The sequence below is a fragment of the Streptomyces sp. NPDC050085 genome (assembly GCF_044460595.1).
Classification (GTDB): domain Bacteria; phylum Actinomycetota; class Actinomycetes; order Streptomycetales; family Streptomycetaceae; genus Streptomyces.
Map to the genome: position 1 here is coordinate 430,418 of NZ_JBITJZ010000006.1, position 22,864 is coordinate 453,281.

Sequence of the window (22,864 nt, forward strand, 5' to 3'; positions counted from 1 at the left end):
TGAGTGGAGCACGCACCACCGAGGTCCCGCGGAGGCCGGATGGGCGACGACGCAAGCCGGGGGCCAGGACCGCTGCCGAGGCTGCGGCTCGACGAACTGCTCGAGGAACTCCAGGTCCGCATCGATGCCGTACGCGGCACTCGCAACCGCCTCCAAGGACTACTGGAGGCGGTCCTCTCCGTCGGCCAGGAGCTGAACCTCTCGCAGGTGCTGAGGCGCATCGTGGAGGCGGCGGTGGTCCTGGTCGACGCCGAGTACGGGGCGCTCGGCGTGATCGGCGAGGACCGGCGCATGCTGTCGCAGTTCCTGCCGGTCGGAATCAGCGACGACCTGCGGGCCAAGATCGGCGACCTGCCGTCGGGGCACGGGCTGCTCGGTGAGCTGATCCGGCACCCGGAGCCGCTGCGGCTCTCCGAACTGGCCGAGCACCACGCGTCGTCGGGGTTCCCCGCCCACCACCCGCCGATGCACACCTTCGTGGGCGTCCCCATCCGGGTGCGGGACGACGTGTTCGGGAATCTGTACCTCACGCAGAAGCGCGGCGGAGTCGACTTCGACGACGAGGACGTGGCGGTGCTGCAGACGCTCGGCGCCGCGGCCGGCGTCGCGATCGAGAACGCGCGGCTGTTCGAGGAGGTCCGGCTGCGCGAGCGCTGGCTGCAGCTGAGCGCCGAGTTCACCGGGAACCTGCTGTCGGGCACGGACGAACTGCCGGTGCTGCGGGTGATGGTGGAGCGGGCGCGGGAGATCGCCGCCGCGGACCTCGGGCTCGTCGCGCTCGTCGTGCCGGGCACCGACGAGCTGCACGAGACGCTGGCACAGGGGCAGCACGCCACGCCGCACCACGACGTGACGCTGCCGCGCCGCGGCACCTTCGCGGGCGCCGCCCTGGCCGCGGGCGAGCTGGTCACGTCGGACGACGTCCGCAAGGACCCCCGCATCACCTACCAGCCGTCCCGCTGGGAGGGCCTGGGTCCCGCGGTGGCCGTGCCCATCGGCAAGGGGGACACGGTGCGCGGGGTGCTCACCCTGGCCAGGCGGGCGGGGCGGGGGCCGTTCGTGGCCGCCGAGCTGACGCCGCTGGTCGGGTTCGCCGGACAGGCCGCGCTCGCCCTGGAGCTGGCGGACCGGCGCCGCGACGCCGAGCAGATGAGCCTGCTCGAGGACCGGGACCGGATCGCGCGGGACCTGCACGACCTGGCGATCCAGCGGCTGTTCGCGACCGGGATGACGCTGCAGAGCGCGCAGCGGTTCGTCCAGCACCCGGAGGCGGCGGAGCGGCTGATGCGGGCCGTCGACGACCTGGACACCACCATCAAGATCATCCGCTCGACGATCTTCGGGCTGCGCGAGCGGCACACGCCGCCGACCGGCGCGGGGCTGCGGGTGCGTACGGTGCGGTCCGTGGAGGACGCGGCGCAGGTCCTCGGGTTCACCCCGGCGCTGCGCATGGAGGGTCTGATCGACGTGGAGGTGCCGGGGCCGGTCGCCGACGACGTCGTGGCGGTGCTGGGCGAGGCCCTGACGAACGTGGCGCGGCACGCGCGCGCGTCGGCGGCCGAGGTGGCGCTCGTCGTACGCGGCGGGGTGCTGACGCTGACCGTGGAGGACGACGGCGTCGGCATCCCGGACGTGGCGCAGGAGGACCGCAGCGGTCTGGCGAACCTGGCGGCGCGCGCCACGAGCCGGGGCGGCACGCTGACCGCCTCGGTGCGCGAGAGCGGCGGCACGCGCCTCGAGTGGTGCGTGCCGCTGAAGAACGGGAGTTGACGGTCCGTCGGGTACGTCGTCCTCGCCCCGCGGGGTCTCAGCGTGATGCGGACGGCGGCAGTCTGCTGGCCATCACGGCGGCCTGGATCCGCCGCTCCACGCCCAGCTTGGCGAGCAGCCGCGAGATGTTGTTCTTCACCGTCTTCTCGGACAGGAACAGCCTGAGGCCGATCTGCCGGTTGGTGAGCCCCTCGCCCACGAGCGCCAGGATGTCCCGCTCGCGCTCGGTGAGTTCGGCGAGCTGGCCGTCGACGCCGTCGTCGCTCTCGCCCACGACGCCGGCCTCGGGCCCGCGCAGGCTGCGCATGAGGCGTGCCGTCGTCGACGGGTCGAGCATCGACTGCCCCGAGGCGACGGTGCGTACGGCGGAGACCAGGTCGGAGCCCTTGATCTGCTTGAGCACATAGCCGGCCGCGCCCGCCATGATGGCGTCGAGGAGCGCGTCGTCGTCGTCGAACGACGTCAGCATCAGGCAGCTCAACTCGGGGAGCAGGCCGCGCAGTTCACGGCAGACCGTGATGCCGTCACCGTCGGGAAGACGTACGTCGAGCACGGCGACGTCGGGCCGCAGCGCGGGCCCCCGGGCGAGGGCCTGCGCCGCGGTGGCGGCCTCGCCGACGACCTCCAGGTCGGGCTCGGCGCCCAGCAGGTCGCGCAGCCCTCGGCGCACCACTTCGTGGTCGTCGAGGAGCAGAATGCGCACGGGACGGTCCATGGAGAAGCTGCGTGACTCGGACATGCGTCCCCCTCGGCTGTGACGTCCCCTAGATCCTGGGGCCGCGGGGAGTGATCCGCCAGGGCCGAACGGGCCCGATCGGCCCGGCGGGCGGGTACGACGTGTCAGGCGACGGCGCCGGACCCGTAGGGCGCGTAGAGGTCGAGGAGCCGGGAGCGGGTGATGCTCAGCCGGTGGGCGAGGACCCGGCCGACCCATTGGGCGACGAACGAGCCGAGCCCGGGGTCGGAGGCGCACATCAGACGGACGGTGAAGGCGTCGAACTCGTGGGCCCGCACCGGGGTTTCGGCCTGTGCACCGAGCTGCCACACATAGGGCGGGTACAGCCAGGACCAGCCGACGAGCTCGCCGCGGCCGAGCGATTCGACGATCGGCGCGCGCCGTCCGGGGACCCGCATGTCGAGGGCGACGCTGCCGCTGCGCAGGATCCAGAAGCGGTCGGCGCGCGAGCCCTCCTCGAACAGCCGGGCGTCCGGCGGGAAGGCCACCTCGCGGGCGATGCTCATGAGCCTGAGGCGGTGCTCGTCGGGCAGGGCCTGGCTCATGCGCGGGGCCGTGGTGGTCATGTGCGGCCTCCTTCGGGGTCGCGGCACGACGCCTGGGAACGCTTCCCTCCGGCGGGTTCGCCGCCGGGGCCGCGTGGGTCGGCGCGTGGCCCCGGCGGCGGCCGTCGCACTGGCCGGACTGCCGTCGTGCGCTGTTTCGACCATCGCCGCTCCAGGCGCCGCCGACCAGGGGCCGAACGGCTCCGGGCGGTGGGCCTGTCGGTTCCGCGTCCCCCGCGAGTGGTCCCGGCACGGATCAACTTCCCGCCCGGGCGGGGGACTTCAGACCCCGCGATGCCCCCACTGCGGTTCGACCCGGCGCCACTCCTGTTCCCACTGGGCCAGTCGGCGGCGGGCGAGGACCTGGTGCAGGAGCAGCCTGCTGGTGACGGCGAGGCCCGCCGTGGTCGCGGTGACCAGGAACCCCGCGGCGAGGGTGTGCGACCAGACGTCGTCGCCGGTCCAGGGGGCCGTCGTGACCGCTCCCCCGCGATCGAGCCAGACCGTGGTGGGGTCGCCACGGTCCAGCCCCGCCAGAACGGGGGCATCGGCGGTGATCGTCCGGCCGGTCCCGTCCGTCCAGCGCACGACGACTCCGTAGGTCAGCCGGTCCTGGACGCCGCTGGCAGCGGGCACGACGTCCGGAGCGTCCTCGATCAGCCGGGCCTGCTGCGGACGGCGCGACGCCTGCTGGGCACGCAGGTGGTCGCGGGCGTCGGCGTGGGCCGCCCAGCCGGCCACGGCGCCCGCGGCGGGGGCGACCAGCAGGGCGAGCGTGCCGAGGACCAGGGCCGCCCATGCCTCGACCACGTCCGACCTGCGGCGCATCGGATTGCCGCGCACCGCACGCCTCGGCCTGCACGTCCTCATGGCGGCCTCCCTGCTCCCGGCCCACGCTCCGCTGCCGGTGAGGCCCGGCACAGGGGCCGAACGACCCCTCGGCCAGGGCCGGTTCGCCTCTCCCGGCAGACCCGGCGTGGATGGGACGGTCCGTTGCACGCCCACCCGCCCCGCACCGGGCGCACCGCGTGCGCCGGGTGCCCGGGATCGGCACGCGTGAGCGCCTCTTTGCGTGGAACCCGCACCGGAGCACCTGCCCGCGTCATCGTCACGGAGAGGTTCCGTCATGACCAGCACCCGCGTCCTGACCGTCGGAACGGATGGTTCGCGCGAGAGCATGGCCGCCGCGCACTGGGCGGCCCGCGAGGCGCTGCGGCGTGGTCTGCCGCTGCGGCTGCTGCATGCAGACAACGCAGACAACGGGGAGCGGCTGGCCTGCCCGCCGCCCGACGTCGACCTTCCCGGGCGCGGCGTCCTGAACCGGGTCGCGCTCGAACTCTCCTACACCCACCCGGCGTTGGAGATCATCGCCCGGCGCAGGCCCGCACCCCCGACGTCCGCCCTGCTGGAGTCCGCCACGGAGTCGGAGACGCTGGTGCTCGGCTCGCGCGGATTCACCGGGTACTCGGGGTTCCTGGTCGGCTCGGTGGCTCTCGCGGTGACGTCGCGCTGCGACCGGCCGGTGGTCCTGGTGCGCGCGGGCGGTCTGCCGCAGGACGAGCACATGCCCGGCGGGGCGGGGTTCCTGCCGGTCGTCGTGGGCCTGGACGTGACGGCCCCCGCCGACGAACTCCTCTCGTACGCCTTCGAAGCCGCGGCCCTGCGCGGCACACGGCTGCACGCGCTGCACGCCTGGACGCTGCCGCCGCTGCGCGGGACCGGGGCGGGCGACGCACAGCCGGGCGACGCGGCGCGCCGCGAGACGCTGCGCCGCCGGGCACTGTCGGGGGCCCTGCAGGTGTGGCGCGCCAAGTACCCGGAGGTGCCGGTGGTGGAGCGCCTGGTGTACGGGCAGCCGGGTCACCATCTCCTCAAGGCGTCGACGGCGGCCAGCCTGACCGTGGTCGGCCGCAGCATGGAGACGGCCCAACTCGGCTGCACAGCCCACTCGGTGGTGCACCACGTCACCAGCCCGGTGGCGGTCGTCCCGCACCTGTGACCCGCAGGGGGCGCCGGTTCAGTCCCCGAAGTAGGCGACCGCCTCCCGCACCGCGTCGGCGAGGGCCGCCACTTCGTCGAGCGTGTTGTAGACGTAGAAGCTGGCGCGGGTGGTGCCCGCGATGCCGTAGCGGCGGTGCAGGGGGCGCGCGCAGTGCAGGCCGACGCGGACGGCGACCCCGTGCGCGTCGAGGACCTGTCCGACGTCGTGCGGATGGATGCCGTCGACGGTGAAGGACACGGCGGAGCCGCGGTCGTGCGACCCGGCGGGCCCGACGATCCGTACGCCGGGAATCTCACCGAGCAACTCCAGGGCACGGGCGGTGAGTTGGTCCTCGTGCGCGGCGACCGCGTCCATGCCGAGCGCCTGCAGATAGTCGACGGCGGCGGCGAGCCCCACGGCCTGTGCGGTCATCGGCACGCCGGCCTCGAAGCGCTGGGGCGGCGGCAGGAAGGTCGTACGGTCCATCTCCACGATCTCGATCATGGAGCCGCCGGTGAGGAACGGGGGCCACTGCGCCAGCAGTTCGCGCCTGCCCCACAGCACACCGACGCCGCTCGGGCCGAGCATCTTGTGCCCGGAGAAGACCAGTACGTCCGCGCCCAACTCCCGTACGTCGACGGGCCGGTGGGGAACCGACTGGGCGCCGTCGACCACCACGACCGCTCCGACGGCGTGCGCGCGCTCGGCGAGGGCACGCACCGGGTTGAGGGTGCCCAGCACGTTCGACTGGTGGGTGAGGGCGAGCACCTTCGTCGTGTCGTCGACGAGGCGGTCGAGGTCCGTGAGGTCGAGGCGGCCGTCGTCGGTGAGGCCGAACCACTCCAGGCGGGCACCTGTGCGCTCGGCGAGCTGCTGCCACGGTACGAGGTTGGCGTGGTGCTCCATCTCGGTGACCACGATCTTGTCGCCGGGGCCGAGGGCACGGGCGTTCTCCAGGGCGTACGCGACGAGGTTGACGCCCTCGGTGGCGTTCTTGGTGAAGACGATCTCGTCGGCGTCGGCACCGACGAAGCGGGCGATCGTGGCCCGCGCCTGCTCGTAGGCCTCCGTGGCCTCCTCGGCGAGCTGGTGGGCGCCGCGGTGCACGGCCGCATTGTGCGTGAGGTAGAAGTCCCGCTCCGCGTCGAGGACCTGGAGGGGCTTGTGGGTGGTGGCGCCGGAGTCGAGGTAGACCAGGCGCGCACCGTCGCGCAGCGTCCGGCGCAGGATCGGGAAGTCCTCACGGACCTTGTCGACATCGAGGGCCACGGCGGCCGCCTCCCCATTTCCGGTCATGCTCGTCACACACCTTCTCACGGTTTCACTTACGTTTAAGCGTGAGGGACGCTAGACGTCCTCACGGAGAATGGCAAGCGTTAGCATGAGGACGTGGATGAGCACGCGGATCACGAAGCACCGCACTACCTGCATCAGCTGCCGGTTCCCGGACAGGACGAGTACGTCTCGCTGACCTTGGTGAACACGCGCTTCACGCTGAGCCACGGCCCGGTGGACCTGCTGGAGGACGCGGAGGCCGCGCACCTGTGGCTGGTCCGGCACGAGCTGCTGCCCGACCGGGCCGCCCTCACCGGCCGCCAGGCGAGCCGGCTCCTCGCGCTGCGCGCCTGCCTGCGCACGCTGTTCGAGGCCAGGGAGTCCGGGGTGCCGCCCTCGGCACAGGCGCTGGAGACCTTCAACTCGGCACTGGCGGCGGCCCCCTCGACCCCGCGCCTGGCCTGGCCGGCGGACGGCCCGCACCGCGCCGACGAGCCGGACACGGGCAATCCGGCGGCGGCCGCCCTGTCGCTGCTCGCCGAGGACGCGGCGGACCTGCTCACAGGCGCGGAGGCGGACCGGCTCGCGCAGTGCGCGGCACAGGGCTGCGACCGCTGGTTCCTGCGGGCCCATGCGGCCCGCCGCTGGTGCACGACGAAGTGCGGGAACCGGGTGCGGGCCGCCCGGCACTACGCGGCCCGCAAAGAGCGCTGAGGAATCTGGGGTTCGGGTACGGATCCGCTCGAGGAGTCCTCGCGTTGACGACGAACCGAGACATCTCCAAGTCGATGAGTCCACACATCGGCGGCAGTCTTATAGAGCAGGGAACGACCCGCCCCGTCCAGGAGGTGCCCCATGTGCTCCCACCAGCCGCCGTGCCCCACCGCCGACCGCCCCGACCACGACGCCGCCCGCGTCGTCTGCGCCCACCCCGAGCAGGGCTGGAGCCTGTTGTGCAACGGCACGATCGTCTTCGACGACACGGGTGAACTGCTTCCCGGTGGCGACGCCGTCGCCCCCGTACGGCAGTTGTGGACCGGCGCACCCCGGGTGAGGCTCGCGGCCTGAATCGATCGCCCGCCGTCGACGCGCCGCTCGAAATGATCAAGACTTCGGGTCATGCGACACGGTGTGAATCTCCTCAACTTCGGCTCCGGCACGACCCCCGAGAGCCTGGTCCGCCAGGCCACGGACGCCCGTGACCTCGGCTTCACCTTCGCGATGATCTCGGACCACATCGCGGTCACCCCGGACGTGCACGAGGTCTACCCGGCCCCGTTCTACGACCAGTTCCTGCTCGCCGCGCATCTCGCCGGGCGCGTGCCGGGCCTGGCCCTCGGCACGACGATCACGGTGATCCCCTACCGTCATCCGCTGCACACGGCCCGACTCGCGGCCAACCTCGACCAGTTGACCGGCGGCAACTTCGTGCTCGGCGCGGGCGTCGGCTGGTCCGCGGCCGAATACCGGACGCTCGGCATCCCCTTCGAGGAGCGCGGAGCGATCACCGACGAGTACCTGAGCGCGATCCGTGCGGCGTGGACCGAGGATCCCTGCAGCTTCGAAGGCCGGTACGTGTCCTTCGACTCCGTCCGTACGGCACCTGCCGCGGCCTCGTCGCCGCACGTGCCGGTCTGGGTCGGCGGCGACTCCCCCGCGGCCCTGCGCCGGGCAGCCCGGCTCGGCGAGGCGTGGCACCCGTTCCGCCCGACGCTCGCGGCGCTGCGCCGTCAGCTTCCCCGGCTCGCCGAGGAGGCGGAGCGCGCGGGCCGGCCCGCGCCCCGGTTCGCGCCACGGATCCAACTGGCCCTCGGCTCCGTGCCCGACACCGAGGACCGGCCGCTCGGCCACGGCAGCCTCGACCAGATCCGCGCCGACGTCGCGACGCTCGCCGAACTCGGCGCCGCCCACGTCCTGTTCGACACCTATCCGGGAGATCCGGCGGCGCGGGGCAGCGCGGAGGACGACCGGCGCGTGCTTGAACTGCTGGCGGACAAGGTGCTCACCTCGCCGTGACGCTCACCAGGCCACCGGCAGCTCGCGCGGCCCCCGGATGAACCCCTTGCTCTGCCAGACGACGTCCGCCGGATCGACCGCGAGCCGCAGCTTCGGGAACCGGTTCAGCAGCCCCGCGAGCATCACCTCCGACTCCATCCGGGCCAGCATCGCCCCGATGCAGTGGTGCGGACCGTGCCCGAAGGAGAGGTGCGCCGTGCCGGTGCGCTCGAAGTCGACGGTGTCCGGGTCCGGGAAGACCTCGGGGTCACGGTTGGCCGCGAGGTAGGAGGCGTACACGGCCTCGCCCGCACGGATCAGGACGCCGCCGACCTCGACGTCCTCGGTGGCGATCCGGGGCAGGCCGACCCCGTTGCGGTGCGGGATGTGGCGCAGGAGTTCGTCGACCGCGCCCGGCAGCAGCTCGGGCTCCGCACGCAGCCGGTCGGCCAACTCCGGCCGCGTCAGCAGCATGTAGACCATGTTCGCGCTGTTGTTGCGGACCGCGTGGGCACCGCTGACCAGCACGGCGGTGGCGAGCGAGACGGCCTCCGCCTCGCTGATCCCGCCGTCGGCCCGGGCCCGGCCGAGCACCGAGGCGAGGTCGTCGTCGGTGGAGCCCGCGCGCGAGGCGAGGAGTTCGACGATGTACTGCCGCATGCGCTCCTTCGCGGCCTCGCTGGATTTCGGCCCTGGCCCGGCCGACAGGATCACGTCGGGCCAGTCCGCGAGCCGCGCGCGGTCCTCGGGCGGGACGCCCAGCAGATCGCTGACGACGGTCAGCGGGAACGGCCCGTGCAGGTGCGCGACCAGATCGGCGGGCGGCCCGGCCTCCTCCATCACGTCGAGCAGCCCGGCCGCGGTGCGCTCGGCGAGCGGACGCAGGCCCTTCATGGTGCGGCCGGTGAAGGCCTTCGTCATCACCTTCCGCAGCCGCGTGTGCTCCGGCGGATCCGCGTAGTTGAGGCCCACCGTGGCGGCGACGCGGTGCGCCATCATGCCGTTGACCGAGCGGTCGACCAGCGCGGAGCGGCTGAAGCGGGGGTCGGAGGTCACCAGGCGCACGTCCTGGTACCGGGTGACCAGCCAGGCGTCCTGCTCCTGCCCGAAGGGCATGCGCACCCGTGCCACCGGCTCCTCGCGCAGCACGTCGGCGAGCAGCGGGTCGAAGGTGAGCGCGGGCAGATCCTCCAGCGCCCAGTCGCGTACGGTGTCGGTCGTGGGGGCCGTGTCGGCCGTCTGGGTCGGGTTGTCGTTCACGCGGCCATGCCTTCCCCGGGTCCGCCCGGGCGCACGCCGGGCCCGTCGGGCAGCCGCCTGATCGGACGACCGGATACGCCCCGTGGCCGTTCCGCCCGGCTTCCGATCACCTGCCTCCTTCACGCAAGCAACCCGCAATTCTTGCGCTAATCTTGCGTTCCATGACGCGCAGACTTGCTCAGGTGGCGAAGAAGGTCGGAGTCAGCGAGGCCACGGTCAGCCGGGTGCTCAACAACAAACCCGGCGTGTCGGAGGCGACGCGGCAGTCGGTCCTGACCGCTCTGGACGTGCTCGGATACGAGCGGCCCACGCAGCTGCGCGGCGAGCGCGCCCGCCTCGTGGGTCTCGTCCTACCGGAGCTGCAGAACCCGATCTTTCCGGCGTTCGCCGAGGTGATCGGCGGCGCCCTCGCCCAGCAGGGCCTCACGCCCGTGCTGTGCACGCAGACCAAGGGCGGCGTCTCCGAAGCGGATTACGTCGAACTGCTGCTGCAGCAGCAGGTGTCGGGCGTCGTGTTCGCGGGCGGCCTGTTCGCGCAGGCGGACGCGGAGCACGGGCACTATCAGCGGCTGGCCGAGCGCAAGGTGCCGGTGGTGCTCGTCAACGCGTCCATCGAGCGGCTCGGCTTCCCCTGCGTGGCCTGTGACGACGCGGTCGCCGTCGAGCAGGCGTGGCGGCACCTCGCCTCGCTCGGGCACGAGCGGATCGGCCTGGTCCTCGGGCCGGACGACCATCTGCCCTCGCTGCGCAAGCTGGCCGCGGCGCGGGCCGCCTCCCGGGCCGCGGGCCGCAAGCTGCCCGAGGACGCGGTGGAGCGGGCCATGTTCTCGCTGGAGGGCGGGCACGCGGCGGCGGCCCGGCTGATCGACCGGGGCATCACCGGCATCATCTGCGCCAGCGACCCTCTGGCGCTCGGTGCCGTACGCGCGGCCCGCCGGGCCGGTCTCACGGTGCCGGGCGACGTCTCGGTCGTGGGGTACGACGACTCCGCGTTCATGAACTGCACGGAGCCCCCGCTGACCACGGTGCGCCAGCCCATCGAGGCGATGGGCCGCGCCGCGGTCGAGCTGCTCGTCGCGCAGATCCAGGGCGGCGCCGTGCCGCCCGGCGAACTCCTCTTCGAGCCGGAGCTCGTGGTGCGCGGGTCGACGGCGCCGCCGCGCACCGCGGACTGAGTGGGACGGGCGGGGCGGGCGAGGCGCGTGGAGTAGGTCAACGGGCCTCAGCCCGCCGCCCGTTGACCGGTCGATCCCCGCACGACGAGTTCGGGTTCGAAGAGCAGCTCACCCAGATGTGTCCGGTCCCCCTGGATCTGCGCCACCAGCAGATCCACGGCCGCCCGCCCCATCGCCTCGATGGGCTGACGCACCGTCGACAGCGGCGGCTCCGTGCACGTCATGAACGCGGAGTCGTCGAACCCGACGACCGAGACGTCGCCCGGCACGGACAGGCCCCGCCTGCGGGCCGCCCGGATGGCGCCGAGCGCCAGAGGGTCGCTGGCGCAGACGATGCCGGTGACCGCGTGGTCCAACAGGCGTGCGGCGGCGGCCTGTCCGCCCTCGAGCGAGAAGATGGACCGCTCGACGAGGTCGTCGGCCACCTTCATGCCCAGGCCCTTCGCCACACGGCGCGCGGCCGCGAGCTTGCGGCGTGAGGGCACGTGGTCGTAGGGGCCGAGCAGCAGGCCGATCCGCTCGTGCCCGAGCGAGGCGAGGTGCCGCCACGCCTGCTCGACGGCGACCGCGTCGTCGCAGGCGACGCAGGGGAAGTCCAGGGCGGCGATCGAGGCGTTGATGAAGACGACCGGGATCTTCCGCTCCGCGAGCCGCCGGTAGTGCGCGTGCGAGGCGTCGGCCTCGGAGAACAGGCCGCCCGCGAAGACCACCCCGGAGACCTGCTGCTGCAGCAGGAGTTCCATGTAGTCGGCTTCGGAGACGCCGCCCTTGGTCTGCGTGCACAGCACGGGGGTGAGGCCCTGCTGGGCGAGGGCCCCGCCGACGACCTCGGCGAACGCCGGAAAGATCGGGTTCTGCATCTCGGGGATCACCAGGCCGACGAGCCGGGCCCGTTCGCCCCGCAGCTGCGTCGGCCGCTCGTACCCGAGTACGTCCAGAGCGGTCAGGACCGACTGCCGCGTCGCGTCCGAGACCCCGGGCCTTTCGTTGAGGACACGGCTGACCGTCGCCTCGCTGACTCCCGCTTTCCGAGCAACATGAGCAAGTCGTCGTGTCATACACGCAAGATTAGCGCAGAAACCTGCAAGTTGATTACATCATTTGTCGGCCATTTCCCGTGGGGCCGGTCACCAATACGGCCGGGACCAGGCCGGATGCCCAGACCACGGGCACGCGGGCGCACGCAAAGCCCTGCCACCGGCCTCCCGAGGAGGCGGAGCAGGGCTCGGCGCCCACGGCGTACGACGCGACGTCAGGTCCGCAGCCACACCGCGGTGTCGACGGGCAGCCGCCCCTGTCCGTCCAGCGGGTCGCTCGTGAGCACCACCTGCTGGTTCGGCGGGAGTTCCGCGGGCCGGTCGGACAGGTTGACGACGCAGGCCAGGCCGTCGGTCCTGGCGAAGGCGAGCACGCCCTCATCGGCGGGCAGCCACGTCATCGGGCCGTCCCCGAACCCGGCACCGTCGCGGCGCAGCGCCAGCGCCGTCCGGTAGAGGCCGAGCATGGAACGCGGGTCGGCGGCCTGCCGGTCGACGGCGTACCGCGCCCAGTCGTCCGGCTGCGGCAGCCACGGCTCGCCCCGCGAACCGAAGCCGTAGTGCGGGGCGTCGGCGATCCAGGGCAGCGGGACCCGGCAGCCGTCGCGGCCCGGGTCGGTGCCCCCGGAGCGGAAGTGCATCGGGTCCGCGATGTTCTCCAGGGGGATCTCCGCCTCGGGCAGGCCGAGTTCCTCCCCCTGGTAGAGGTAGACGGACCCGGGCAGCGCGAGCGTGAGCAGGCAGGCCGCGCGGGCGCGCCGGGTGCCGAGGTCGAGGTCGGTGGGGGTGCCGAAGGCCTTGGTCGCGAAGTCGAACCCGGTGTCCGTGCGGCCGTAGCGCGTGACGGTGCGGGTCACGTCGTGGTTGCACAGGACCCAGGTGGCCGGGGCCCCGACGGGCGCGTGCTCGGCGAGGGTGTCGTCGATGGTGCGGCGCAGCCGCCCGGCGTCCCAGGGACAGCTGAGGAAGTTGAAGTTGAACGCGGTGTGCAGCTCGTCGGGGCGCAGATAGCGGGCGAAGCGCTCGGCGTCGGGCAGCCAGACCTCGCCCACGAACACGCCGTCGTACTCGTCGGCGACGGCCCGCCAGGAGCGGTAGATGTCGTGGAGTTCGTCCTGGTCGATGTACGGGTGCGGGTCGACGCCCTCGACGAAGTCGGGCAGCCCCGGGTGCTTGGCGAGCAGGGCGGCGGAGTCGATGCGGACGCCGGCGACTCCGCGCTCGAACCAGAAGCGGAGCACCTCCTCGTGCTCGCGGCGGACCGCGGGGTGGGCCCAGTTGAGGTCCGGCTGCTCCGGCGCGAACAGGTGCAGGTACCACTCCCCGTCCGGGACCCGCGTCCAGGTGCCGCCCGCGAACTGCGACGGCCATTCGTTCGGCGGGAGTTCGCCGTTCTCGCCGCGGCCGGGCCGGAAGTGGAAGAGCTCCCGCTCGGGGCTGCCGGGTCCGGCCGCCAACGCGGCTTGGAACCAGGCGTGTTGGTCGGAGACGTGGTTCGGGACGATGTCGACGATGACCTTGATGCCGAACTCGGCGGCCTCCGATATCAGCTTCTCCGCCTCTTCGAGGGTGCCGAACGCGGGGTCGATGGTGCGGTAGTCGGCGACGTCGTAGCCGCCGTCCACCAGCGGGGAGAGGTACCAGGGCGTGAACCACACGGCGTCGACGCCGAGTTCGGCGAGATACGACAGGTGGGCGCGGACGCCCGCCAGGTCCCCGGTGCCGTCGCCGTCTCCGTCCGCGAAGCTTCGGGGATACACCTGGTAGATGACGGCGTCACGCCACCAGGCATCGGTACGGGAGGAGGGAACAGCTGCCACGGGAGGTCCTTTCGGGCAGGTGGGACTCCGCCGCCGGCCGTTGCGGGGGCATGGAAGGACGAACCGGCGGCGGAGTGCTGAGGGGTGGTGGCTCGGTGCGGGCGGCTGCGCGGGCGCGGTCAGCCCTTGAGGCTTCCGGCGGTCAGGCCCGCCATGATGCTGCGCTGGAAGAAGAAGAACACGATGATCATCGGGACGCTCGCGATCACGAGACCGGCCATGATCTGGTTCTGTGTCACCGCTCCCGCGGTCTGGGACAGGCCCACGCTGACCGTCATCTTCTCGCTGTCGGGAAGGACGAGCAGCGGCCAGACGAAGTCCTTGAAGACCATGACGACGGTGAAGATGGAGACCACGCCGAGGATGGGCCGGGAGATCGGCAGGATGATCGAGACGAGGACCCGCCACGGCGGTACACCGTCGATCTCGGCCGCTTCCAGGATCTCGTTCGGGATCGAGTCGAAGAACCGCTTCAGGAGGAAGATGTTGAAGCCGTTGGCGGCCACCGGGAACCAGATCGCCCAGGGCGAGTTGAGCAGGTGCCAGCCGAAGATCGGCACGTCGGTGACCGTGATGTACGCCGGGATCATCACGACGATCGGCGGGATCATCAAGGTGGCCAGCATGCCGGCCAGGATCACGTTGCCGAACATCGGGCGCAGCTTGGACAGCGCGTAGGCGGCGCAGACGTCCACCGCGAGGGCGAACAGCCAGGCGCCGACGGCGTAGAACAGCGTGTTCTTCAGCAGGGTTCCCATGTCGAAGAGTTCCCAGGCGTCGGCGAAGACGCCCAAGTCCGGTGACTTGGGGAAGAACGTGGGCGGCATCTGGGCGATCTCCTCGCCCGACTTCATCGCCCCGGTCACCATCCAGTACAGCGGGAAGACGAACACGAGGGTGAACACGAGCAGGACGACGGTGAGCAGCGTCCAGTAGATCTTGCGGCCCCAGCGGGACTTCAGCTCCAGCGGCGAGACGATGGTCCTGGCGTGGCCCTCGGCCCACGCACCGCGGCGCCTGGTCCCCTTCCGCCTGCCGCGCCGTGCCTGCGCCCCCTGTACCGGGGTCTGCTCCGCCGCGTCCGGGCGGGCGGTGGTGTGCACCATGGACCTACTTCTCCTCTCGGGTCAGCCGGAGCTGAACCGCGGCGACCGCCAGCAGGACGACCATGAGCATCAGGCCGAGGGCACTGCCCGCGCCGTAGTTGCCGCCGTAGACGAACGCGTACTGGTACATGAGGTAGACGACGGTGACCGTCGCGTTCTCCGGGCCGCCGCCCGTGAGCATGTACGGCTCGATGAACACCTGCATGGTGGCGACGATCTGGAGCATCAACATCAGCAGCAGGATCAGCCGCGTCTGCGGAATGGTGACGTGCCAGATCCGCTTGAAGATGCCGGCGCCGTCGAGTTCGGCCGCCTCGTAGAGGTCACCGGGGATGTTCTGCAGGGCCGCCAGGTAGATCAGCACCCCGGCGCCCAGGTTCATCCACGTGGCCACGATGACCAGGGAGATGAGCGCGGTGCTGGTGGAGTCCAGCCAGGCCAGGGTCGGCAGGCCGAAGAAGTCGAGGGCCTGGTTGAACAGGCCGGGTCCCGGATCGTAGAACCAGCGGAAGAGCAGGACCGCGACGATCGGCGGCAGCATCACCGGCAGATAGACCACGAACCGCAAGTAGGCCCGGGCGTGCCGCAGTTCGTTGAGCACGATGGCGACGCCGAAGGGCACCACGTAGCCGCAGAGCAGGGCGAGGAGGGTGAAGACGAGGGTGTTGCGCCAGGCCTGGCCGAACGCCGGATCGTTCACCACCGTACGGAAGTTGTCGAGGCCCACCCACGTCGGCGGGTCGACGAGGTTGGTCTGCTGGAAGCTGAGCAGGACCTCCCTGATGATCGGCCACCACGCGAACATGGCGAAGCAGAAGAGCGCGGCGCACAGGAATCCGTACGCGCTCAGGTTCCTGCGTGCGGCGCGGCCCCGCTTCGTCGGTGGCCGGCGCCGTGCCGCCGTCCGCCGCTTCGGCTCGATCGTGAGTGTTCCCATCGTGTTCTCCCGTTCCTGACTCCGGCTGCCGTGCGAGGACTGCGCGGGGTGCCGCCGCGGTGGGCGGCACCCCGTGAGCGGTCCGGCGTCAGGGCCTCGCCAGAATCGAGTTCGCCTTCGCCTCTGCGTCCTTGAGCAGCTTCGCGGGGTCGGCGTTCTCCCTGGTCAGCACCGCGGACATGGCGACGTCGAGAACGGCGTACAGTTCCTGCGCCTTCTCCGGCTCGAGCTTGGGCTCGACGGACGCCGAACCCGCCACGTAGGGCTCGTAGTTCGCGATCGGCAGGCTGGCGTTGGCCTTGCGCTCCTCGGCGATCTTCTTGCCGGTGGCCGAGTCACCCATGTAGTCGTTGTTCGGTACGCCGACGGCCTCGCCGTTGGCCTTGCCGCGGGCGAAGTCGAAGCGGCCCTTGCCGGGCGTGTTGAACTGGAAGTCGATCCACTCCAGGCCCGCCTTGGTCTGCGCGGCGCTCGCCTTGGGGTTGATCATGTAGGCCTCGCCGCCGGTCAGCGACGCCTTGCCGTCGGGTATCCCGGTGATGCCGTAGTCGTCGACCTTGCCCTGGAACTTCTGCACGACGTCGGTGACGACGTCCGGGGCGCCGAGCATCATGCCCGTCTTGCCGGCCGCCATCTGCTGCATCAGCGACTCCCAGCCGATGTTGACCTTGCTGCCGGTGCTGTGGTCCTCCCAGCGCATGTCGTGCAGGGTCTGCAGGACGGCCTCGCCCTCGGGGCTGTTGAACGCGGCCTTGTGGTCGGTGACCATCTCGCCGCCGCGGCTGTAGAGGGCCTGCGCGAAGTGCCAGCCGCCGGTGTTGCCGCCGCCGTACTCGCCGTACCCGATGTAGTCCTTGCCGAGGTCCGCGATCTTCTTCGCGGCGGCGCGGACCTCGTCCCAGGTCTTCGGCGGGTTGTCCGGGTCGAGGCCGGCCTTCTTGAACACGGTGCGGTTGTAGACGAGTCCGACGCTGTAGTAGACGTTCGGGACGCCGTAGACCTTGCCGTCCTTGCTGACCATGTCGCGGACGTTCTGCCGGATGTCTCCGTAGTTCTTCACGTACTTGGTGTCGCTCGTGATGTCCTTCGCCTGCCGCTTGGAGATCACATCGGCGTAGTTGGTGACGGGCACCATGAACACCGTCTCCATCTGCCCGCCGGCCAGCTTCGCGGCGAAGGTCTTCGGGTCGAAGCACGGCTGCTGGTCGGTGCTCTTCACCTTGACGCCCGGGTGGGCCTTCTCGAACGCGGCGACGTCGTCGTCCCACGCCTTCCGCTGCTTCGGTGCCGTCTTCGCAGGCTGACACGCCACCGTGATGGACACGTCTCCCCCTGCGTCGGAGTCCGACGAGTCACTGCCACAAGCGGCGACGCTGCTGAACACAAGACCTGTGGTCAGAAGGATCGCGAGGTTACGGGGCTTCATTACGGCTCCTCTAGGGGTGTCACCCAGGCACTGCCCTGATTCGGTGCGTCACATTAGGACGGCGTGCAGATCTACGCAAGATTCGAATCCAACATTGCAAGATTACGACTGCGTCACGAAACGTCTCCCACCAGCGGAGGCCGCGCTTCCGCCGCACCACACCCCGGGCGACACCCGGTGACGAGACCACCCCTCGAGCCCCGCCACACCCTCGGTCGCGGGATATTTCGCAAGCCTGCCAATAAATTGCAATCCATGGCCGACATCTTGTGTTCACCTGACAGTGATGCTTGAGTGACGGCCGCGGATCCGTGGCGGCTCCCCCTGCCGCCGCCTCTCCGACCCCCACCAGGAAGGTGCACCCGCAGATGCATCGAAATGTCATGCGCGCGTCATCACCATCCCCCTCCCTCGCGCGTGGTCCGTACCTCCTCGCACTCGCGATCGCCCTCGTCGGCACCGTCGTCGGAGCCACAGGACCGGCCACGGCGCAGCAGAGTCCGCAGGTCAAGGCCTCGGCCGCGGCGGGCGCGACGCTCCCCTTCACCTCCGCGGAGGCGGAGTCGGCGGCCACCACCGGGCAGAAGATCGGCCCCGACTACACGCAGGGCACGATCGCCTCCGAGGCCTCGGGGCGGCAGGCCGTGCGCCTGAACGCGGGCCAGAACGTCGAGTTCACGCTGACCTCGGCGGCCAACGCCGTGAACGTCGCCTACAACGTGCCCGACGGTCAGACCGGCTCGCTCGCCGTCTACGTCAACGGCACCAGGCTGGACTCGTCGATCGCCGTCACATCCACGTACAGCTACGTCGACACCTCGTGGATCGCCGGTGCCAAGACGCATCACTTCTTCGACAACGCCCGCCTGTTGCTCGGCCGAAATCTGCAAGCAGGCGACAAGGTGCGGCTGGAAGCCGTATCGACCCAGGTCACGGTGGACGTGGCCGACTTCGAGCAGGTCGCCGCGGCCGACACCGCGCCCTCCGGCGCGATCTCCGTCGTCGACAAGGGGGCCGACCCCTCCGGTCAGCGGGACTCGACGCAGGCCTTCCGTGACGCGATCGCCGCGGCCAGGGGCAGCGGCGGCACGGTGTGGATCCCGCCGGGCGACTTCAAGCTGGGCTCCGAGCTCAGCGGCGTGGAGAACGTGACCCTGCAGGGCGCGGGCAGCTGGCGCTCAGTGGTCCACTCCTCGCGGTTCATCAACCAGAGCAGCTCCGCGGGCCAGGTCCACCTCAAGGACTTCGCGGTCGTCGGCGAGGTCACCGAGCGCGTCGACAGCAACCCGGACAACTTCGTCAACGGCTCGCTCGGACCGGGTTCCAGCGTCTCCGGGATGTGGATCCAGCACCTCAAGGTCGGCCTCTGGCTCACCGGCAACAACGACAACCTCGTCGTCGAGAACAACCGCATCCTCGACACCACGGCCGACGGCCTCAACCTCAACGGCAACGCGCACGGCGTCCAGGTCCGGGGCAACTTCCTGCGCAACCAGGGCGACGACTCCCTCGCCATGTGGTCCCTCAACGCCGCCGACACCGACTCGGTCTTCGCGAACAACACGATCTCGCAGCCCAACCTCGCGAACGGGATCGCGATCTACGGCGGCCGCGACATCACCGTCAAGGACAACCTGGTGCAGGACACCAACGCCCTGGGCAGCGGCATCGCGATCTCCAACCAGAAGTTCCTCGACCCGTTCTTCCCCCTCGCCGGGACCATCACGGTCTCCGGGAACACCCTCGTGCGCACCGGCGCGATCAACCCCAACTGGAACCACCCGATGGGCGCGCTGCGCGTCGACTCGTACGACAGCGCCATCGAGGCGACCGTGAACATCACCGGCACGGTGATCAAGGAAAGCCCGTACAGCGCCTACGAGTTCGTCTCGGGCGGCGGCACCGGCAAGGCCGTCAAGAACGTCACCGTCGACGGCGGGGCCGTGGACAAGGTCGGCACGGTCGTCGTCCAGGCGGAGACGCCGGGTGCGGTGAAGTTCAGCAACGTCAAGGCCACCGGCGTGGGCGCGGCGGGTGTCTACAACTGCCCCTATCCGTCCGGCTCCGGCACCTTCGCGCTGACCGACGGCGGCGGCAACTCCGGCTGGGACAGCACCTGGTCGGACTGCTCCACCTGGCCGCAGCCCGGCAGCGGCAATCCGGACCCCGACCCGGGCCGCAATCTCGCGCAGGGCCGCGCGGCGACCGCGACCGGCTCCGTCGACGTCTACACGCCCGGCAAGGCGGTCGACGGCGACGCGAACTCGTACTGGGAGTCGACCAACAACGCCTTCCCCCAGGCGCTCACGGTCGACCTCGGTTCGGCCCAGGCGGTGCGCCGCGTCGTCCTGAAGCTGCCGCCCGCGGCGGCCTGGCAGGCCAGGACCCAGACGCTGTCCGTGCTGGGCAGCACCGACGGCTCGTCGTTCACCACGCTGGTGGCCTCGAAGGACTACCGCTTCGACCCGGCGACCGGCAACACGGTGACGGTCGCCCTGCCCGCCTCGGCCCCCGCGATCCGCGGGCTGCGCGTCCAGGTGACCGCCAACACGGGCTGGCCCGCCGCCCAGCTCAGCGAGGTCGAGGCGTACCTGAACTGAGTCCCGTGCCCCGCTCAAGGGCCCGCACCACGAGAGGAACACCGTGACACGAAGACCACGCAGCAGGCGCCTGCTCGCCGTCTGGCTCGGCGCCGCGCTGACCACCCTCGGGCTGCTGCCCGTCACCGCCGGGGCGAGTGCGGCACCACGCGCCGCCGCGGCCGGCAACCTGGCGCTGAACAAGCCGATCGAGGCCTCGTCGACGATTCAGAATTACGTCGCGAAGAACGCCAACGACGGGAGCACGAACACCTATTGGGAGGCAAGCGGCAGCCCCTCGACCCTCACCGCGAAGCTCGGTTCGGCGGCCGATCTCGACTCGGTCGTGCTCAAGCTCAACCCCGATCCGGCGTGGGCGACGCGCACCCAGAGCATCGAGGTGCTCGGCCGGGCGGCGGCGTCGGACACGTTCACCTCGGTCAAGGCGCGCGCGGACTACACCTTCAACCCCTCGGCCAACCAGAACACGGTCACCATCCCGGTGTCGGGGCGCTACGCCGACGTCCAGCTGAAGATCTCCTCCAACACGTCCGGATACGGCGGCCAGATCGCCGAGTTCGAGGTCAACGGGACGCCCGCGCCGGCGCCCGACCTGACCGTCTCGAACCTGACGTGGACGCCGAGTTCACCCAGCGAGAGCGACGCCATCACGGCCTCCGCCACGGTGCAGAACACCGGTTCGGCGGCGTCCCCTGCGACGACCGTCCAGGTCAGTCTGGGCGGCACGGTCGCGGGCACAGCCGCCGTGGGTGCGCTCGCGGCCGGTGCGTCGGCCACGGTGCCGGTCGGCATCGGCAAGCGGGCCGAGGGCAGTTACACCGTGTCGGCCCTGGTCGACCCGGGCGACGCCGTCGCCGAGCTGGACGAGAGCAACAACAGCAGGGCGGCGGCCAACGAACTGACGGTCGGTCAGAGTCCGGGACCCGACCTGGAGGTCACCGGCATCACCTCCAACCCGGCGAGCCCGGCGGTCGGTTCGAACGTCACGTTCTCGGTGCGGGTCCACAACCGCGGCACCACCGCGGTGAGCGCCGGTTCGGTGACCCGCCTGACCGTGGGCGGGACGACCCTGAACGGCACCGCTCCGGCCGTCGCCGCGGGCGCGAGCGCCGACGTCGCGATCTCCGGCAGCTGGACCGCGGCCGGCGGGGGCGCCACGCTCACCGCGACCGCGGACGCCACCGGCACGGTCGCCGAGACGAACGAGAACAACAACGTCTTCGCCCGCTCCATCGTGGTCGGCCGGGGCGCCTCCGTGCCCTACACCGAGTACGAGGCGGAGAACGGCACGTACACCGGCACGCTCCTGGAGACGGACGCCCTGCGCACCTTCGGGCACACCAACTACGCCACCGAGTCCTCGGGCCGCAAGTCGGTGCGTCTCGACTCGACCGGCCAGTACGTGCAGTTCACCTCGACGAACGCCACGAACTCGATCGTCGTCCGCAACTCCATCCCGGACGCGCCGGGCGGCGGCGGCCAGGAGAAGACGCTCAGCCTGTACGCCAACGGACAGTTCGTGCAGAAGCTGACCCTGTCCTCCAAGTACAGCTGGCTGTACGGGAACACGGACCAGCCGGAGGGACTCACCAACACCCCCGGCGGTGACGCACGGCGCCTCTTCGACGAGACCCATGCGCTGCTCGCGCAGACCTACCCCCAGGGCACCACGTTCCGGCTGCAGCGCGACGCCGGGGACGACGCCGCGTACTACATCGTCGACCTGATCGACCTGGAGCAGGTGGCGCCGGCCGCGAGCAAGCCCGCCGAGTGCACCTCGATCACCGAGTACGGCGCGGTGCCCAACGACGGCAACGACGACACCGCGGCCCTGCAGAAGGCGGTCACCGCCGACCAGAACGGTGACATCGCCTGTGTGTGGATCCCGGCCGGGCAGTGGCGCCAGGAGCAGAAGATCCTGACCGACGACCCGCTCAACCGCGGCCAGTACAACCAGGTCGGCATCCGCGACGTCACCATCAAGGGCGCCGGCATGTGGCACTCCCAGCTCTACACGCTGACCCCGCCGCAGGACGCGGGCGGCATCAACCACCCGCACGAGGGCAACTTCGGCTTCGACATCGACGACAACACGAAGATCTCCGACCTCGCCGTCTTCGGCTCGGGCACCATCCGCGGCGGCGACGGCAACGCCGAGGGCGGCGTCGGCCTCAACGGCCGCTTCGGCAAGAACACCAAGATCAGCAATGTCTGGATCGAGCACGCCAACGTCGGCGTCTGGGTCGGCCGGGACTACAGCAACATCCCGGAGCTGTGGGGTCCCGGTGACGGGCTCGAGTTCAGCGGCATGCGGATCCGCGACACCTACGCCGACGGCATCAACTTCACCAACGGCACCCACGACTCGACCGTCTTCAACTCCTCGTTCCGCAACACCGGCGACGACGCGCTCGCGGTGTGGGCCAGCAAGTACGTGAAGGACCCGTCGGTCGACATCGGGCACGACAACGTCTTCCGCAACAACACGGTGCAGCTGCCGTGGCGGGCCAACGGCATTGCGGTGTACGGCGGTTACGGCAACACGATCGAGAACAACCTGGTGTACGACACCATGAACTACCCCGGCATCATGCTGGCCACCGACCACGACCCGGTGCCGTTCAGCGGGCAGACCCTGATCGCGAACAACGGTCTGTACCGCACGGGCGGGGCGTTCTGGAACGAGGACCAGGAGTTCGGCGCCATCACGCTGTTCGCGCAGGGGCAGGGCATCCCCGGGGTCACCATCCGTGACACCGACATCCACGACTCGACGTACGACGGCATCCAGTTCAAGACAGGAGGCGGCGCCATGCCGGACGTACAGATCAGCAACGTGACGATCTCCAAGTCCAACAACGGCTCCGGCATCCTCGCCATGGGCGGGGCGCGCGGCAGCGCCACGCTCTCTCACGTGACGATCACCGACTCGCGCGACGGGGACATCCTCGTCGAGCCGGGTTCCCAGTTCGTCATCAACTCCGGTGCGCTGCGCACCACTTCGGCGGCCCCCGGCACACGACAAGGAATGTAGGGAACGATTCCCGCGCTGCCCGGATCCCGCACGACGGGGTCCGGGCAGCGTGCCGTCCGCCGCAGGGGCCGGCCGGAGCGCAGGAACCGGAGAACCGCAGGACCCGGAGGACAAAGGCATATGCCAGGTGCACCACCGCATCGTGTATGGCCAAATCCCTTACGAGG

At 70.9% G+C, this 22,864-nt stretch carries 18 protein-coding genes; 8 read left to right on the forward strand and 10 right to left on the reverse strand.

All coding sequences use genetic code 11. From position 1 onward, the window contains the following. Window positions 1-39 precede the first annotated feature (39 nt). Window positions 40-1,770, forward strand: a complete 1,731-nt coding sequence (locus tag ACIBUY_RS25055; protein WP_365574545.1) for a GAF domain-containing protein — start codon at window positions 40-42, stop codon at window positions 1,768-1,770. Window positions 1,771-1,807: 37 nt separating this feature from the next. On the opposite strand, the gene ACIBUY_RS25060 is transcribed toward ACIBUY_RS25055, so the two are convergent. From ACIBUY_RS25060 to ACIBUY_RS25070, 3 genes are all read right to left on the reverse strand, one after another. Further along, window positions 1,808-2,509: a response regulator transcription factor gene (locus ACIBUY_RS25060; protein ID WP_365574542.1), complete on the reverse strand. Its 702-nt coding sequence runs from the start codon at window positions 2,507-2,509 to the stop codon at window positions 1,808-1,810. A gap of 101 nt (window positions 2,510-2,610) precedes the next feature. Then, entirely contained in the window at window positions 2,611-3,072 is a 462-nt protein-coding gene (locus tag ACIBUY_RS25065) for a cyclic nucleotide-binding domain-containing protein (protein WP_365574539.1), read from the reverse strand. A 261-nt stretch (window positions 3,073-3,333) separates the two neighbouring features. Next, complete coding sequence (locus ACIBUY_RS25070; protein WP_365574536.1) at window positions 3,334-3,921, reverse strand: hypothetical protein; 588 nt, start codon at window positions 3,919-3,921, stop codon at window positions 3,334-3,336. A gap of 256 nt (window positions 3,922-4,177) precedes the next feature. Here ACIBUY_RS25070 and ACIBUY_RS25075 point away from each other — a divergent pair, with 256 nt between their 5' ends. Then, window positions 4,178-5,050: a universal stress protein gene (locus tag ACIBUY_RS25075; protein WP_399153766.1), complete on the forward strand. Its 873-nt coding sequence runs from the start codon at window positions 4,178-4,180 to the stop codon at window positions 5,048-5,050. Between the two features lie 18 nt (window positions 5,051-5,068). Here ACIBUY_RS25075 and ACIBUY_RS25080 read toward each other — a convergent pair whose 3' ends face one another. Further along, the gene (locus ACIBUY_RS25080; protein WP_399153800.1) at window positions 5,069-6,301 is read right to left on the reverse strand and encodes a SufS family cysteine desulfurase; all 1,233 of its coding nucleotides are present in this window, start codon (window positions 6,299-6,301) and stop codon (window positions 5,069-5,071) included. Window positions 6,302-6,421: 120 nt separating this feature from the next. On the opposite strand from ACIBUY_RS25080, the gene ACIBUY_RS25085 reads away from it, so the two are divergent. The 3 genes from ACIBUY_RS25085 to ACIBUY_RS25095 all read left to right on the forward strand — a co-directional run bounded on the left by ACIBUY_RS25085 (window position 6,422) and on the right by ACIBUY_RS25095 (window position 8,323). Next, window positions 6,422-7,021: an ABATE domain-containing protein gene (locus ACIBUY_RS25085; RefSeq protein WP_365574531.1), complete on the forward strand. Its 600-nt coding sequence runs from the start codon at window positions 6,422-6,424 to the stop codon at window positions 7,019-7,021. 141 nt (window positions 7,022-7,162) lie between these two features. Continuing rightward, entirely contained in the window at window positions 7,163-7,375 is a 213-nt protein-coding gene (locus ACIBUY_RS25090) for a DUF5999 family protein (RefSeq protein WP_365574528.1), read from the forward strand. Window positions 7,376-7,426: 51 nt separating this feature from the next. Next, window positions 7,427-8,323 (forward strand): TIGR03619 family F420-dependent LLM class oxidoreductase, encoded by an 897-nt coding sequence (locus tag ACIBUY_RS25095; RefSeq protein ID WP_399153767.1) that lies wholly within the window; start codon window positions 7,427-7,429, stop codon window positions 8,321-8,323. Window positions 8,324-8,326: 3 nt separating this feature from the next. On the opposite strand, the gene ACIBUY_RS25100 is transcribed toward ACIBUY_RS25095, so the two are convergent. After that, window positions 8,327-9,562, reverse strand: a complete 1,236-nt coding sequence (locus ACIBUY_RS25100; protein ID WP_365574522.1) for a cytochrome P450 — start codon at window positions 9,560-9,562, stop codon at window positions 8,327-8,329. A 161-nt stretch (window positions 9,563-9,723) separates the two neighbouring features. Between ACIBUY_RS25100 and ACIBUY_RS25105 the strand changes: the two genes are divergently transcribed. Then, window positions 9,724-10,737, forward strand: coding sequence for a LacI family DNA-binding transcriptional regulator (locus tag ACIBUY_RS25105; RefSeq protein ID WP_399153768.1), 1,014 nt, complete (start codon window positions 9,724-9,726; stop codon window positions 10,735-10,737). A 47-nt stretch (window positions 10,738-10,784) separates the two neighbouring features. On the opposite strand, the gene ACIBUY_RS25110 is transcribed toward ACIBUY_RS25105, so the two are convergent. The 5 genes from ACIBUY_RS25110 to ACIBUY_RS25130 all read right to left on the reverse strand — a co-directional run bounded on the left by ACIBUY_RS25110 (window position 10,785) and on the right by ACIBUY_RS25130 (window position 17,063). Next, window positions 10,785-11,795: a LacI family DNA-binding transcriptional regulator gene (locus ACIBUY_RS25110; protein ID WP_399153769.1), complete on the reverse strand. Its 1,011-nt coding sequence runs from the start codon at window positions 11,793-11,795 to the stop codon at window positions 10,785-10,787. 194 nt (window positions 11,796-11,989) lie between these two features. Next, window positions 11,990-13,594 carry a glycoside hydrolase family 13 protein gene (locus ACIBUY_RS25115; RefSeq protein ID WP_399153770.1) on the reverse strand — a complete coding sequence of 535 codons (1,605 nt, stop codon included), beginning with the start codon at window positions 13,592-13,594 and terminating at the stop codon, window positions 11,990-11,992. 119 nt (window positions 13,595-13,713) lie between these two features. Then, window positions 13,714-14,700, reverse strand: a complete 987-nt coding sequence (locus tag ACIBUY_RS25120) for a carbohydrate ABC transporter permease (protein ID WP_399153771.1) — start codon at window positions 14,698-14,700, stop codon at window positions 13,714-13,716. A gap of 4 nt (window positions 14,701-14,704) precedes the next feature. Continuing rightward, window positions 14,705-15,637 carry a carbohydrate ABC transporter permease gene (locus ACIBUY_RS25125; protein ID WP_399153772.1) on the reverse strand — a complete coding sequence of 311 codons (933 nt, stop codon included), beginning with the start codon at window positions 15,635-15,637 and terminating at the stop codon, window positions 14,705-14,707. Window positions 15,638-15,725: 88 nt separating this feature from the next. Beyond that, window positions 15,726-17,063, reverse strand: a complete 1,338-nt coding sequence (locus tag ACIBUY_RS25130; RefSeq protein WP_365574503.1) for an extracellular solute-binding protein — start codon at window positions 17,061-17,063, stop codon at window positions 15,726-15,728. A 368-nt stretch (window positions 17,064-17,431) separates the two neighbouring features. On the opposite strand from ACIBUY_RS25130, the gene ACIBUY_RS25135 reads away from it, so the two are divergent. Then, window positions 17,432-19,663: a discoidin domain-containing protein gene (locus ACIBUY_RS25135; protein ID WP_399153773.1), complete on the forward strand. Its 2,232-nt coding sequence runs from the start codon at window positions 17,432-17,434 to the stop codon at window positions 19,661-19,663. Window positions 19,664-19,706: 43 nt separating this feature from the next. Beyond that, entirely contained in the window at window positions 19,707-22,697 is a 2,991-nt protein-coding gene (locus tag ACIBUY_RS25140; RefSeq protein ID WP_399153774.1) for a CARDB domain-containing protein, read from the forward strand. The last annotated feature ends 167 nt before the right edge of the window (window positions 22,698-22,864 follow it).

Excerpts from the sequence above, each read along its gene's own strand:
- ACIBUY_RS25110 (WP_399153769.1), bottom strand. The coding sequence starts at position 11,795 with ATGACACGACGACTTGCTCATGTTGCTCGGAAAGCGGGAGTCAGCGAG.
- ACIBUY_RS25135 (WP_399153773.1), top strand. The coding sequence starts at position 17,432 with ATGCATCGAAATGTCATGCGCGCGTCATCACCATCCCCCTCCCTCGCG.
- ACIBUY_RS25070 (WP_365574536.1), bottom strand. The coding sequence starts at position 3,921 with ATGAGGACGTGCAGGCCGAGGCGTGCGGTGCGCGGCAATCCGATGCGC.
- ACIBUY_RS25120 (WP_399153771.1), bottom strand. The coding sequence starts at position 14,700 with ATGGTGCACACCACCGCCCGCCCGGACGCGGCGGAGCAGACCCCGGTA.
- ACIBUY_RS25130 (WP_365574503.1), bottom strand. The coding sequence starts at position 17,063 with ATGAAGCCCCGTAACCTCGCGATCCTTCTGACCACAGGTCTTGTGTTC.
- ACIBUY_RS25090 (WP_365574528.1), top strand. The coding sequence starts at position 7,163 with ATGTGCTCCCACCAGCCGCCGTGCCCCACCGCCGACCGCCCCGACCAC.
- ACIBUY_RS25055 (WP_365574545.1), top strand. The coding sequence starts at position 40 with ATGGGCGACGACGCAAGCCGGGGGCCAGGACCGCTGCCGAGGCTGCGG.
- ACIBUY_RS25105 (WP_399153768.1), top strand. The coding sequence starts at position 9,724 with ATGACGCGCAGACTTGCTCAGGTGGCGAAGAAGGTCGGAGTCAGCGAG.
- ACIBUY_RS25060 (WP_365574542.1), bottom strand. The coding sequence starts at position 2,509 with ATGTCCGAGTCACGCAGCTTCTCCATGGACCGTCCCGTGCGCATTCTG.
- ACIBUY_RS25125 (WP_399153772.1), bottom strand. The coding sequence starts at position 15,637 with ATGGGAACACTCACGATCGAGCCGAAGCGGCGGACGGCGGCACGGCGC.
- ACIBUY_RS25095 (WP_399153767.1), top strand. The coding sequence starts at position 7,427 with ATGCGACACGGTGTGAATCTCCTCAACTTCGGCTCCGGCACGACCCCC.
- ACIBUY_RS25075 (WP_399153766.1), top strand. The coding sequence starts at position 4,178 with ATGACCAGCACCCGCGTCCTGACCGTCGGAACGGATGGTTCGCGCGAG.
- ACIBUY_RS25065 (WP_365574539.1), bottom strand. The coding sequence starts at position 3,072 with ATGACCACCACGGCCCCGCGCATGAGCCAGGCCCTGCCCGACGAGCAC.